Genomic DNA, 13,655 nt, shown 5'->3' on the forward strand with positions numbered 1-13,655 from the left:
ATCTTACCGCCTTTATTTACCCTCGTCCGCCAACCGTAATCTTATCTAACTTCACGGTAGGCTGACCTACACCGACTGGGACGGATTGTCCTTCTTTACCGCAAGTGCCGATACCTGGGTCGAGTTCCATTTTCTTACCGACCATTGAAACCTGCTGCATAGCGTCAATACCGCTGCCGATTAAGGTTGCGCCGGTAACCGGTTTGGTGATTTTACCTTTTTCGATTAAATAAGCTTCTGCAGTTGAGAACACAAATTTACCCGAAGTAATATCCACCTGACCGCCGCTGAAATGCGGTGCGTAAATACCGTAATCAACTGATTCAATCATTTCCTCAAAACTGTGCGAGCCTTCTGTTAAATAGGTATTGGTCATACGAGGCATTGGTAGATGTGCATAAGACTCACGGCGACCGTTGCCAGTTGGAGCAACTCCCATTAAACGGGCGTTAAGTTTATCTTGCATATAGCCTTTTAAAATCCCGTTTTCGATCAATACGTTACGTTGCGAAGGTACCCCCTCGTCATCTACCGTAATCGAGCCTCGAACATTTGGCACCGTGCCATCATCAACAATAGTACAAAGCGGCGAAGTGACTAACTCCCCAATTTTGCCGGTAAATAGCGAAGATTCTTTACGATTAAAGTCGCCCTCTAACCCGTGCCCAACCGCTTCATGAAGTAAAATACCCGGCCAACCCGCACCCAATACAATCGGCATTGTGCCGGCTGGTGCAGGCATTGCACTTAGATTGACTAATGCCATACGTACCGCTTCTTTCGCCAGATAAACCGCTCGAGTATCGCCGGTCATTTCCCCATTAACCACCTGCGGCTCAAAGAACCAGTTTAAGCCGAAACGTCCACCGGCACCGGCAGAACCACACTCACGTTTACTATTTTCTTCTACCAATACCGAAACTGATAAACGCACCAACGGGCGAATATCCGCCGCAAGCGTGCCATCCGTCGCTGCTACTAACATTTCTTCATAAACTGCTGAAAGCCCTGCATTAACTTGAATCACTCGAGGATCTTCCGCACGTGCAACTTTATCGACTAAATGGAGTAGCTCAACTTTTTGCTCACGGCTTAACGTATCCAACGGATTGACCGACGCATAACGTTTGATTGCATTCGTTTGTTTGAAACTTTTTACCGATAATTGACCGCTTGCATTAGTAATCGAACGGGCTGCGGTTGCACATTGTTCAAGCTGGCTCAAGCCGATTTGGTCTGCATACGCAAAACCGGTTTTCTCGCCTGATACCGCACGCACACCGAAACCACGGTCAATATAAAAACCGCCCTCTTTGATAATCGAATCTTCTAACGACCAACTCTCGTCTTGGCTTAACTGAAAATAGAGATCCGCATAATCAATTTGGCGATTCGCAAAATGATTAAGCACTTTACTCAAGTGCGATAACTCAAGCCCACTTGGCGCAAGCAAGCTTTCTGAAACTTGATTTAACATTGTTTTTCTCTTCTTAATAAAATTCTTTAAATTTTAACATATTAAATCCGGCTCTCACTGCTCTTTTTCAAAAAGGGGCGCGGAATAATGATAGAATGAAGAAAATGACCGACACAGATAAGGCGCAATATGTTACTGGATACACTTCAAACACAGTTTAGGCACTATTTCCCGACTCAGCGAAATTTTGTGCTTGGCTTAAGCGGTGGGATTGATTCGATTGTGTTATTGCACCTGTTAGCCGAATTACAGCTCAACCTAAGAGCGGTACATATTCACCATGGGCTTAGTCCTAATGCCGACAGTTGGGCAGCTTTTTGTGAACAAGTTTGCAAGCGGTTAAAAATTCCGTTTATTTTGCAAAAAGTTACCGTGGATCGCAGTGAAGGTATCGAAGCCGGCGCCAGAGCGGCACGTTATCAAGCAATCGGTGAAATTATTCAGCCTAACGAAGTGTTAGTGACCGCTCATCATCTTGATGATCAAACAGAAACTTTCTTGCTTGCCTTGAAACGTGGCAGTGGAATCAAAGGGTTGTCAGCGATGCAAGCTGTCGGATTTTGGCAAAATTTTACCATTTTTAGACCGCTTCTTAACGTGAGCAAAGCGCAAATCGAACAATATGCGCTGCAACAACAATTCACTTGGATTGAAGACGAAAGTAATCACGACAGCCATTACGACCGTAATTTTTTACGCAATGAGGTGTTACCGATCGTGAATCAACGCTGGCAGCATTTCAGTCAAATGGTAGCCCGTTCTGCGCAACATTGTGCCGAACAACAAATGCTATTGGAAGAATTGCTTGCTCAAGAATTGCAACGCTATGCGGATTTTTCGGAAAAGCGTTTAAATATCGAAGCTTTTCCTCAATTTTCTTTGGCGAAACAACAACAATTGATCCGTTTATGGCTGGAAAAATGCGGCGCACAAATGCCAAGTACGGCACAGCTAATGCAAATAATTCAACAAACAATTTATACGGACGTCGATAAAAATCCGCAGCTTAAATTAGCCGATTTTTGGTTGCGCCGTTATCAACATCATCTCTATTTAACCGGTGAATTGCTTGAACCGGATGATTTTTGCCAGCCGCTCTTTGCCCAACAATCGCTAACGCTACCGGACGGAATCGGTGAGCTACAACATTTAGGCGACAGCATTATTTACCAAAAATCTGGCAAAATTGACCGCTTGTTATTACCGAAAGCGTTAGTAAATGCTCCGTTGCAAGTAAAGTTGACGCATCAAGGTAAAGTCAAACAGTATGGCAAACCGATGCGAGAAGAAATGAAGAAACGCTACCAACAAGCGCAAGTTCCGGTTTGGCTACGCAAACGCACACCGCTTATTTTTTTCCACGATCAGTTAGTTTTTATATGCCATTAAAAAACCTGCTTTCGCAGGTTTATAAATTATAAAGATTGGATGATATACCCCAGTAAAGCATAAAATCCGATAAAAGAAAGCATCAATAAGCCTCTGGCTAATACTTTTTGTGATTGATGTAACTTATATAGCACTAACGCAATCACAAATAAGACAAGCGGATAAATCCAAAAAGTTATCGAGAACCAATTAACTTGCGCTGGGCTTAACCCTAAATCGGAGAATTTCGGTGAAACCAGTAGCGCAAGCGGCCATAATGCACAAGGTAAGCAAAGTAATGCTAATGCCCAATTAAATTTAGATGATGATTTCTGCATATTATCCCCGCGGATGAAATTGTTGATGTAGTGATTTTAAACGTGCTTTCGCGACATGCGTATAAATTTGCGTCGTAGAGAGATCACTATGCCCTAATAACATTTGAACTACCCTTAAATCGGCACCGTGATTAACCAAATGCGTGGCAAAAGCATGACGCAATACATGTGGAGATAGTTTCTCACTATCAATACCGGCCAAAACGGCGTAATGTTTTATTCTATGCCAAAATGTTTGGCGAGTCATTTGCTGTCCTCGGCGACTTGGAAAAACAACATCTGATTGTAGATTATTTAATAATATTGCACGCCCATACCGAAAGAATTCTTGAATCCAATAACCGGCTTCTTCACCTATCGGTACTAATCTCTCTTTATCGCCTTTCCCCACAACACGTACCACACCTTGGCGTAAGCTTAGATTATCTATGCTAAGCGATACCAATTCGCTAACACGTAACCCCGTTGCATACAGTAATTCTAACATTGCTTTATCGCGTAATTCGATAGGATCTAACGTATTCGGACTATCCAATAAATCCATTACTTGCTCTTCACTTAAAGATTTAGGCAAATGCGCCGGCTTACGCGGAGAAGTTAAAGTGAGAGTAGGATCGTCTTGACGATAATTTTCCGTATATAAAAAACGGAAAAATTTACGCAAGCAACTAAGCATTCTAGCTGAACTGGTTGCCTTATAGCCCAGTTCCAATCTTCCTCCCAAGAATGCTTGCAGGTCAAAATGATCTAAAGTAAGAAATGCTTTAGGCGTAGGTAACCATTCGGAGAAGGATTCCAAGTCTAAACGGTATGCAGCCGACGTATTTTCAGATAATCCGTGTTCTTGCCATAACGTATCTAAAAACTGTTCGATAATAGGATCTAAATTTTTCATGAAGCTACTTTTATTCCTAGATATTCTATTATTCTAACAGAATAACTTCACTTTAGAGAAAAGTACAAATATGCAAAAAGCCGACTAGCATAAACTAATCGGCTTCTTAAATATGGCAGGGGCGGAGAGGCTCGAACTCCCAACACCCGGTTTTGGAGACCGGTGCTCTACCAATTGAACTACGCCCCTATTGGTATCATATATAGATAAAGCGAGTAATAACTCGCTTTCAGATAAGTGGCGGAACGGACGGGACTCGAACCCGCGACCCCCTGCGTGACAGGCAGGTATTCTAACCAGCTGAACTACCGCTCCGCAAATTTAGTAGATTAACAGTGCCCTACTCTCACATGGGGAAACCCCACACTACCATCGGCGTTACCGCGTTTTACTTCTGAGTTCGGAATGGAGTCAGGTAGAGCCACGGCACTATGGCTGTTAATCAAATTCTGTGCTTATTAACTTAACTCACTTAGTTAAAATAAGCTAAGGTAATAAAACCCGACGATGCTCTACTCTCACATGGGGAAGCCCCACACTACCATCGACGTAACGGCTTTTCACTTCTGAGTTCGGGATGGATTCAGGTGGGACAACCGCACTATTGTCGTCGGGAAATTCGGTTTAAATTCGAAACAAGCCGTCACTGATTTTTTCGTTTTTTGTCTTCTTTAGTTCTTGTTAGCATTTAACTTCGCTTCACGCCCAAAAACACTTGAGCGTTGTATAGTTAAGCCTCTCGGGCAATTAGTATGTGTTAGCTCAACGTATCACTACGCTTACACACCACACCTATCTACGTCGTAGTCTCCAACAACCCTTACAGTCTTATAGACTGGGAGAACTCATCTTAAGGCAAGTTTCGTGCTTAGATGCTTTCAGCACTTATCTCTTCCGCATGTAGCTACCCAGCAGTGCCTCTGGCGAGACAACTGGTACACCAGTGATGCGTCCACTCCGGTCCTCTCGTACTAGGAGCAGCCCCTCTCAATTCTCCAACGCCCACGGCAGATAGGGACCGAACTGTCTCACGACGTTCTAAACCCAGCTCGCGTACCACTTTAAATGGCGAACAGCCATACCCTTGGGACCTACTTCAGCCCCAGGATGTGATGAGCCGACATCGAGGTGCCAAACACCGCCGTCGATATGAACTCTTGGGCGGTATCAGCCTGTTATCCCCGGAGTACCTTTTATCCGTTGAGCGATGGCCCTTCCATTCAGAACCACCGGATCACTATGACCTGCTTTCGCACCTGCTCGACTTGTCCGTCTCGCAGTTAAGCTTGCTTATACCATTGCACTAACCTCACGATGTCCGACCGTGATTAGCAAACCTTCGTGCTCCTCCGTTACGCTTTGGGAGGAGACCGCCCCAGTCAAACTACCCACCAGACACTGTCCGAGACCGCGTTCCGCAATCTTCGTTAGAACATCAAACGTTAAAGGGTGGTATTTCAAGGACGCCTCCAACAACACTGGCGTGTCATCTTCAAAGGCTCCCACCTATCCTACACATCAAAATTCAATGTTCAGTGTCAAGCTATAGTAAAGGTTCACGGGGTCTTTCCGTCTAGCCGCGGGTACACCGCATCTTCACGGCGATTTCAATTTCACTGAGTCTCGGGTGGAGACAGCCTGGCCATCATTATGCCATTCGTGCAGGTCGGAACTTACCCGACAAGGAATTTCGCTACCTTAGGACCGTTATAGTTACGGCCGCCGTTTACTGGGGCTTCGATCAGGAGCTTCTCTTTCGATAACACCATCAATTAACCTTCCAGCACCGGGCAGGCATCACACCCTATACGTCCACTTTCGTGTTTGCAGAGTGCTGTGTTTTTAATAAACAGTTGCAGCCAGCTGGTATCTTCGACCGGTTCAACCTTCGTGAGTAAATCACTACAATCTACGCCGGCGCACCTTCTCCCGAAGTTACGGTGCTATTTTGCCTAGTTCCTTCACCCGAGTTCTCTCAAGCGCCTGAGTATTCTCTACCTGACCACCTGTGTCGGTTTATAGTACGGTTTAGTATAACCTGAAGCTTAGTGGCTTTTCCTGGAAGCGTGGTATCGGTTACTTCAGTTCCGTAGAACCTCGTCATCACTTCTCGGTGTTGAATGGTGTTCCGGATTTGCCTAAAACACCCACCTACCGGCTTAAACGCACATCCAACAGTGCGATAACCTAACCTTCTCCGTCCCCACATCGCAGTTATACCAAGTACGGGAATATTAACCCGTTTCCCATCGACTACGCTTTTCAGCCTCGCCTTAGGGGCCGACTCACCCTGCCCCGATTAACGTTGGACAGGAACCCTTGGTCTTCCGGCGAACGAGTTTTTCACTCGTTTTATCGTTACTTATGTCAGCATTCGCACTTCTGATACGTCCAGCAAACCTCTCGATTCACCTTCGTCCGCTTACAGAACGCTCCCCTACCCAACAATGTTTCCATTGATGCCGCAGCTTCGGTGACTAGTTTTAGCCCCGTTACATCTTCCGCGCAGGCCGACTCGACTAGTGAGCTATTACGCTTTCTTTAAATGATGGCTGCTTCTAAGCCAACATCCTAGCTGTCTAAGCCTTCCCACTTCGTTTCCCACTTAACTAGTACTTTGGGACCTTAGCTGGCGGTCTGGGTTGTTTCCCTCTCCACGACGGACGTTAGCACCCGCCGTGTGTCTCCTGAGTATCACTCTTCGGTATTCGCAGTTTGCATCGGGTTGGTAATCCGGGATGGACCCCTAGCCGAAACAGTGCTCTACCCCCGAAGGTGTCCGCTCAAGGCTCTACCTAAATAGATTTCGGGGAGAACCAGCTATCTCCCGGTTTGATTGGCCTTTCACCCCCAGCCACAAGTCATCCGCTAATTTTTCAACATTAGTCGGTTCGGTCCTCCAATTAGTGTTACCCAATCTTCAACCTGCCCATGGCTAGATCACCGGGTTTCGGGTCTATACCTTGCAACTCAATCGCCCAGTTAAGACTCGGTTTCCCTTCGGCTCCCTTATTCAGTTAACCTCGCTACAAAATATAAGTCGCTGACCCATTATACAAAAGGTACGCAGTCACAAGATTTCTCTTGCTCCCACTGCTTGTACGTACACGGTTTCAGGTTCTATTTCACTCCCCTCACTGGGGTTCTTTTCGCCTTTCCTTCACAGTACTGGTTCACTATCGGTCAATCAGGAGTATTTAGCCTTGGAGGATGGTCCCCCCATCTTCAAACAGGATTTCTCGTGTCCCGCCCTACTTGTCGTTAGCTTAGTACCATAATAATGTTTTCGGATACGGGATTATCACCCTCTACGATTGAGCTTCCCAGCTCATTCTCCTAACAAAACCATTATCACTAACAGGCTCTTCCGCTTTCGCTCGCCGCTACTTACAGAATCTCGGTTGATTTCTTTTCCTCGGGGTACTTAGATGTTTCAGTTCTCCCGGTTTGCCTTATTAAGCTATGTATTCACTTAATAATAGTAGATTCTTCATCTACTGGGTTTCCCCATTCGGATATCTTGGATTAAACGCTTCTTATCAACTCATCCAAGCTTTTCGCAGATTAGCACGTCCTTCTTCGCCTCTGATTGCCAAGGCATCCACCGTGTACGCTTAGTCACTTAACTATACAACCTCAAATGTTTTCAAATATTTTCAAATTTTATTTGAACGCATTCAACGCGATACTTTATTCAACTAAACACTTAGCTGCTTTTGTTCAGCTAAGATTTTCAAGATAATTACTTATCTTTTACTACTCAGACTTTCTTTCGAAAATCTCTCAGTTTTCAGCTTGTTTCCAATTTTTTAAAGAACAATTTAAGACAATAATTTGACTTATCATCATGACTAAATAAACAAATCTTTCACTTATTCACTTAGTCATGATGATTGGTGGAGATAAGCGGGATCGAACCGCTGACCTCCTGCGTGCAAGGCAGGCGCTCTCCCAGCTGAGCTATATCCCCATACATCATAACTCAATATAATCACACCTTTCAGCTTTCACTCGTTTTGAGTGGTGGGTCTGAGTGGACTTGAACCACCGACCTCACCCTTATCAGGGGTGCGCTCTAACCACCTGAGCTACAGACCCAAAAGGATGCCGGATTATATCCGTTTTCGTCTTCTTTCTATCAAACAATCTGTGTGAACACTCGCTGTCGCTCAATTTCTGGTAAGGAGGTGATCCAACCGCAGGTTCCCCTACGGTTACCTTGTTACGACTTCACCCCAGTCATGAATCATACCGTGGTAAACGCCCCCCTTTCGGTTAAGCTATCTACTTCTGGTACAACCCACTCCCATGGTGTGACGGGCGGTGTGTACAAGGCCCGGGAACGTATTCACCGCAACATTCTGATTTGCGATTACTAGCGATTCCGACTTCATGGAGTCGAGTTGCAGACTCCAATCCGGACTTAGACGTACTTTGTGAGATTTGCTCCATGTCGCCATCTTGCTTCCCTCTGTATACGCCATTGTAGCACGTGTGTAGCCCTACTCGTAAGGGCCATGATGACTTGACGTCATCCCCACCTTCCTCCGGTTTATCACCGGCAGTCTCCTTTGAGTTCCCGACCTAATCGCTGGCAACAAAGGATAAGGGTTGCGCTCGTTGCGGGACTTAACCCAACATTTCACAACACGAGCTGACGACAGCCATGCAGCACCTGTCTCATGGTTCCCGAAGGCACTCTCGTATCTCTATAAGATTCCATGGATGTCAAGAGTAGGTAAGGTTCTTCGCGTTGCATCGAATTAAACCACATGCTCCACCGCTTGTGCGGGCCCCCGTCAATTCATTTGAGTTTTAACCTTGCGGCCGTACTCCCCAGGCGGTCGATTTATCACGTTAGCTTCGGGCACCAGACTTAAAGCCCAATCCCCAAATCGACAGCGTTTACAGCGTGGACTACCAGGGTATCTAATCCTGTTTGCTCCCCACGCTTTCGCACATGAGCGTCAGTACATTCCCAAGGGGCTGCCTTCGCCTTCGGTATTCCTCCACATCTCTACGCATTTCACCGCTACACGTGGAATTCTACCCCTCCCTAAAGTACTCTAGTTGACCAGTATGAAATGCAATTCCCAGGTTAAGCCCGGGGCTTTCACATCTCACTTAATCAACCGCCTGCGTGCCCTTTACGCCCAGTTATTCCGATTAACGCTCGCACCCTCCGTATTACCGCGGCTGCTGGCACGGAGTTAGCCGGTGCTTCTTCTGTAGTTAACGTCAATTACCAAATCTATTAAATTTGATACCTTCCTCGCTACCGAAAGAACTTTACAACCCGAAGGCCTTCTTCATTCACGCGGCATGGCTGCATCAGGGTTCCCCCCATTGTGCAATATTCCCCACTGCTGCCTCCCGTAGGAGTCTGGACCGTGTCTCAGTTCCAGTGTGGCTGGTCATCCTCTCAGACCAGCTAGAGATCGTCGGCTTGGTCAGCCTTTACCTAACCAACTACCTAATCCCACTTGGGCTCATCTTATGGCAGGTGGCCCGAAAGTCCCACCCTTTAATCCATAGATATTACGCGGTATTAGCTACAGTTTCCCGTAGTTATCCCCCTCCATAAGCCAGATTCCCAAGCATTACTCACCCGTCCGCCACTCGTCGGCAAAGAAAGCAAGCTCCCTTCCCGTTACCGTTCGACTTGCATGTGTTAAGCCTGCCGCCAGCGTTCAATCTGAGCCATGATCAAACTCTTCAATTCAAAAAGTTTAATCGCTCAATATTCTGCTTAGCTAAGTTCACTTCGCTTTCCTAACTCAACGTTAAGAAAACTGAAAAATATGAATTTCTAGTTTAAGCACTTATTAAGACTTCAAAATTAAAAATATTTTTTAAATCAAGTCAATCAACAAGTGCCCACACAGATTGTCTGATAAGTTGTTAAAGAACAAAAATAAAGTGGTCGGCGAGATAGGATTTGAACCTACGACCCACTGGTCCCAAACCAGTTGCGCTACCAAGCTGCGCTACTCGCCGTCAGTTACTCATAAGAGTATATTTTAAATGGGGTGGCTAATGAGACTCGAACTCACGACAACCGGAATCACAATCCGGGGCTCTACCAACTGAGCTATAGCCACCATTGCCGATTGAATATTGCTTTTGACCACTGGCGCGCTCGACAAGATTCGAACTTGCGACCTTTGGCTCCGGAGGCCAACGCTCTATCCAACTGAGCTACGAACGCTTATGATTTTCATCATTTTGTTTAGTGCGTCGCAACGAGGGCGTATATTATAGATTTCCCTTTTTGTTGTCTAGCACTTTTTGCAAAAAAGTTTAAAAAAATCATTCATTTGTTTTTAATTTATTCAAAATGAATAATAATTGTCATAATCGTTGATTTTTAAAGCTGTTTTGTGCAGTAGTAATATAGAAAACGTAGCAAATTAACTTGTCGTCGCCAACGGGTCGGCTGACTTAATAAGCGATATAACCATTCCAAACCGAGATCCTGCCAAATTTTCGGCGCGCGTTTCACTTTACCGATAAATACGTCATAAGTTCCGCCGACTCCCATATATAAGCAGTCGGGGTATTCTCGTGCGGCATCCGCAATAAACTTTTCTTGTTTCGGCGATCCCATTGCAACCGTCACAAGCTTTGCACCGCTTCGTTTTATACGTTCTATAACGGCTCGTTGTTCCTTATTATCAAAATATCCACCCTGCAGACCGACAATATCCACATTCCAAGCGGTCAATTTTTGCTGAGTTTTTGCAAGGGTATCCGCCGTACTGCCGATTAAAAATACCGGAATGCCGAGTTCTCCCGATTTTTGCATTAACGCTTCCCATAAATCCGCACCGGCAATCCGTTCCATTTGTTTAATATGCGGATATTTGCGTTTTACCGAACGAACGATACTAATACCGTCCGCATAGTTATATTCCGCTTGCTTAAGTAATTGTCGAATTTCAGGATCTTTCTCGCTCATCACCAGTTTTTCGGCATTCATTGCAATTAATTTGCCTGTTTTGAGTTGCCCTTTATCCGTTAAGAAATCGACAAACTCGGTCTTAGTTTTTGCCGTCAGGATATTAATCCCTCGAATTTCAACCGTTTCTATCATTTTTATCTACCTTTTCCATCGATAATAGCGGCTCAAAATTAAGCGCGATCAATTTGGCAACGCACCAACACAATAAGAAAATCACGCTAAAGAAAATCCACCGAGAAACAAAGGCGTCCATCCCCTCTCGTACCAATACGACTAAGTTAAACAGATTCGCCAGACAATACGCTTGAATAATAGCGGAATGACTTTTGTCCTGATGATATGTTGCATAACTAAATAAACGATCGAAACTTTGAATAATCCCGCCGACAAATGCCATACCGAGAGTTATCATCGGCAATCCGCCCATAATATAGAAAGAGCCGAGTAGCGTCGGTGAAATCGCTAATCCCGAGAAATTGCCTAACATCTCCCGTGTGAAATAATTTGCCGTATTGACGATATAAGGAGGTTTTACCTGCCACAACCAATCCGGAATATAAACATAGAAATCTCGAACAATCGGCATTAAGCCTTGAAATTCAACCGGATAGTCTAAAATTTTGGCGAAGTTTTCCCATGGGGAAAACGTATCTCGTGTCAGATATAAAAAAGTAAACCATGCTTCCGAGCCGCTTACCTTTAATCCGTAACGCGCTAACGCCAATAAAAACATGGCGCCGACCATTGCACAACCGGCGATCAATAGCACCTTAAACGATAGATAATCTTTATAAAGCCCTAATAGGAAAAACAATAGCACCGCCATCGCTAAATTCGCTCGTGTACCGCCCACCGCAATATAGTGCAAACCGCCGAGCAAAACGCCTAATATAAGAAAAAGCCCCCATACTCTTTTATTTTGATATAGGAAAAATAAAATTAATAATGCCGGCAGAAAGAAATAGAAGAAGCGTTTCAACCAGACGTGTTGAATCGTCGTCGAGAAAATTTGACTGTATTTTTCCAATTCAAACAATAACCAGCCGTTAAGAGAAACAAACCAAACCAAACTACCAGCCGCAATTAATAATAAGAAACAAGCGGTCAAATTCGCTTCTGTTTTTGCAAAATTTTTTATATTTTCAACCGCTTGAGGTTTCTGAAAACTGACTGTTCCTGCAAAAAAACGGTAACTCAGCCAATAAATCAAATAACCCGCCAACATCACAAAAAGGGTTAGAAAGAGCGTTTCGGGTTCGGCTAACGGACTATCAAAGCCTAATGCCATTGCCATTGAAAACGGAAAGCCCAGATAAAAAATCACCAGATACATCAGGCTAAACAATAAATGGAATGAAAACCTCTGCTTTTGGTAATCGTTATAAACGTAAATCGCTATCAGCCATACCGAGAGCAGATAAAAACCGGTTAATAAAGTATATTCAATCATCATGATTTACTGAGTTCCGTTAATAAGGTCAGCCATTGTTCGTTATAATGGGGAGCAAAAAATCCTATATTATTTTTATCGCAATTTTGCAGCTGTTGTTTTACTTGCCGAACTTTCGCTATGGTTAATTCATCACTATATAAAAACGGTACGTTTTCCGCTTGCATATCTATACAAAACGGATTTTCTTTAGTTAATGCCAGTGAAACATTTTGTTGAATCAATAGGCAGATCGTACCGATAGCTTGTTGCCGATTGAAATAAAAATAGCCTAAATCACACTGTGCCAATAATTGTTGATATTGGGTAAAATCCAATTTTTCCGTCAGCACCTCAACGGTATGTTTAGGGAATAATTCGACCGCTTGCCGTTTAACCTGCTCGATATAAGTCTGATTGTTTGACGGATAACCCATCGGGATAATAATCCGCACGTCTTCAGCAAGGCTTTGTTTCAGCTGCGCTAATGCCGCTAAATGACGATTGGACGGATCTCCGGAATTACCGAGCAAAATCGTAAATTGCTTATTTTCTCTTGTATCTTGCATAACCGCTCGGCTCCCCATTTTAGTTGGGAAATACAGCACACGATCTTGAGTATCAGTGCGATTTAAGTGCCTTTTTGCAAATGTAAGATCGCCGCGAGTCGCCCATAATACCGGTAACTTTTGCTGCGCTAAACGGCGGATAAAGTAAAATAATTTGAATTTCCAACCGCTTGCTTCTTCATACAGATCCGCACCCCAAATATGCCAGATACAGCGACAAGCGGGCAAATAACCGAACAAAACGGCAATCCATAACCAAACGTTATACTGACCGTGTAGAACAAACTTTGCTGTTTTCACTTGCTTAGCTGTCCGTACCACCGCTCGTGTAATCGCCTGACGAGAACAAAAAACCTGTAAATTCAATTCCGGATATTGTGTAAGCAAAGTTTGCTGTCCGACAACATAAAAATAATGCTGTTGCTCGGTTAATTTAGGCAATAATTGATCACGGAAAAAATTCAATACCGTTCGGTTATGATGCGGAATATCCGAACCTAAAATATGATAAATAGGGCGCATAACTTCTTTTAAAATTTGTTTAGCTTGTTTTATTATAAGCGGGAAACATCAAACAAGCGGTCAAAAACCGCTAAAATCCTACCAATAAAATTAACA

7 protein-coding genes, 7 tRNA genes and 4 rRNA genes are annotated in these 13,655 nt (G+C 44.3%); 1 reads left to right on the plus strand and 17 read right to left on the minus strand.

The genetic code is table 11. From position 1 onward, the window contains the following. Positions 1-16: 16 nt before the first annotated feature. Positions 17-1,477: a metalloprotease TldD gene (tldD, locus tag DRF63_RS08415; RefSeq protein ID WP_005598844.1), complete on the minus strand. Its 1,461-nt coding sequence runs from the start codon at positions 1,475-1,477 to the stop codon at positions 17-19. Positions 1,478-1,606: 129 nt separating this feature from the next. Here tldD and tilS point away from each other — a divergent pair, with 129 nt between their 5' ends. Further along, positions 1,607-2,866 carry a tRNA lysidine(34) synthetase TilS gene (gene tilS, locus DRF63_RS08420; protein WP_005598846.1) on the plus strand — a complete coding sequence of 420 codons (1,260 nt, stop codon included), beginning with the start codon at positions 1,607-1,609 and terminating at the stop codon, positions 2,864-2,866. A 26-nt stretch (positions 2,867-2,892) separates the two neighbouring features. Here tilS and DRF63_RS08425 read toward each other — a convergent pair whose 3' ends face one another. The 16 genes from DRF63_RS08425 to DRF63_RS08500 all read right to left on the minus strand — a co-directional run bounded on the left by DRF63_RS08425 (position 2,893) and on the right by DRF63_RS08500 (position 13,559). Beyond that, entirely contained in the window at positions 2,893-3,183 is a 291-nt protein-coding gene (locus tag DRF63_RS08425; RefSeq protein WP_005598848.1) for a DUF5389 family protein, read from the minus strand. A gap of 1 nt (position 3,184) precedes the next feature. After that, positions 3,185-4,078, minus strand: coding sequence for a site-specific tyrosine recombinase XerD (xerD, locus tag DRF63_RS08430; protein WP_005598850.1), 894 nt, complete (start codon positions 4,076-4,078; stop codon positions 3,185-3,187). Positions 4,079-4,191: 113 nt separating this feature from the next. After that, positions 4,192-4,267, minus strand: a tRNA-Trp gene (locus tag DRF63_RS08435). Positions 4,268-4,316: 49 nt separating this feature from the next. Then, positions 4,317-4,393 (minus strand) — tRNA-Asp (locus DRF63_RS08440). Positions 4,394-4,405: 12 nt separating this feature from the next. After that, positions 4,406-4,521: ribosomal RNA gene (gene rrf / locus DRF63_RS08445) — 5S ribosomal RNA — on the minus strand. Positions 4,522-4,577: 56 nt separating this feature from the next. Further along, positions 4,578-4,693 (minus strand): 5S ribosomal RNA (gene rrf / locus DRF63_RS08450). 111 nt (positions 4,694-4,804) lie between these two features. Beyond that, a 23S ribosomal RNA gene (locus DRF63_RS08455) occupies positions 4,805-7,706 on the minus strand. Between the two features lie 266 nt (positions 7,707-7,972). Next, a tRNA-Ala gene (locus DRF63_RS08460) sits at positions 7,973-8,048 on the minus strand. Between the two features lie 51 nt (positions 8,049-8,099). Next, positions 8,100-8,176 (minus strand) — tRNA-Ile (locus DRF63_RS08465). A gap of 82 nt (positions 8,177-8,258) precedes the next feature. Beyond that, a 16S ribosomal RNA gene (locus tag DRF63_RS08470) occupies positions 8,259-9,800 on the minus strand. Together the 16S, 23S and 5S rRNA genes with 7 tRNA genes alongside form the textbook arrangement of a ribosomal RNA operon. 198 nt (positions 9,801-9,998) lie before the next feature. Then, positions 9,999-10,075 (minus strand) — tRNA-Pro (locus tag DRF63_RS08475). Positions 10,076-10,103: 28 nt separating this feature from the next. After that, positions 10,104-10,179: transfer RNA gene (locus DRF63_RS08480), tRNA-His, on the minus strand. Between the two features lie 30 nt (positions 10,180-10,209). Continuing rightward, a tRNA-Arg gene (locus DRF63_RS08485) sits at positions 10,210-10,286 on the minus strand. A gap of 159 nt (positions 10,287-10,445) precedes the next feature. Continuing rightward, positions 10,446-11,171 carry a lipopolysaccharide N-acetylmannosaminouronosyltransferase gene (gene wecG, locus DRF63_RS08490; protein ID WP_005598858.1) on the minus strand — a complete coding sequence of 242 codons (726 nt, stop codon included), beginning with the start codon at positions 11,169-11,171 and terminating at the stop codon, positions 10,446-10,448. Next, positions 11,155-12,492, minus strand: coding sequence for an ECA oligosaccharide polymerase (gene wzyE / locus DRF63_RS08495; RefSeq protein WP_005598860.1), 1,338 nt, complete (start codon positions 12,490-12,492; stop codon positions 11,155-11,157). The genes wecG and wzyE overlap by 17 nt, the downstream gene beginning before the upstream one ends. Then, positions 12,489-13,559 carry a TDP-N-acetylfucosamine:lipid II N-acetylfucosaminyltransferase gene (locus DRF63_RS08500; protein ID WP_005598862.1) on the minus strand — a complete coding sequence of 357 codons (1,071 nt, stop codon included), beginning with the start codon at positions 13,557-13,559 and terminating at the stop codon, positions 12,489-12,491. The genes wzyE and DRF63_RS08500 overlap by 4 nt, the downstream gene beginning before the upstream one ends. Positions 13,560-13,655 lie beyond the last annotated feature (96 nt).

Source organism: Actinobacillus pleuropneumoniae (assembly GCF_003290385.1).
GTDB classification, from domain to species: domain Bacteria; phylum Pseudomonadota; class Gammaproteobacteria; order Enterobacterales; family Pasteurellaceae; genus Actinobacillus; species Actinobacillus lignieresii.

Coding starts and splice junctions, on each gene's coding strand:
- tldD (WP_005598844.1), bottom strand. CDS start 1,477: ATGTTAAATCAAGTTTCAGAAAGCTTGCTTGCGCCAAGTGGGCTTGAG.
- tilS (WP_005598846.1), top strand. CDS start 1,607: ATGTTACTGGATACACTTCAAACACAGTTTAGGCACTATTTCCCGACT.
- DRF63_RS08425 (WP_005598848.1), bottom strand. CDS start 3,183: ATGCAGAAATCATCATCTAAATTTAATTGGGCATTAGCATTACTTTGC.
- xerD (WP_005598850.1), bottom strand. CDS start 4,078: ATGAAAAATTTAGATCCTATTATCGAACAGTTTTTAGATACGTTATGG.
- wecG (WP_005598858.1), bottom strand. CDS start 11,171: ATGATAGAAACGGTTGAAATTCGAGGGATTAATATCCTGACGGCAAAA.
- wzyE (WP_005598860.1), bottom strand. CDS start 12,492: ATGATGATTGAATATACTTTATTAACCGGTTTTTATCTGCTCTCGGTA.
- DRF63_RS08500 (WP_005598862.1), bottom strand. CDS start 13,559: ATGCGCCCTATTTATCATATTTTAGGTTCGGATATTCCGCATCATAAC.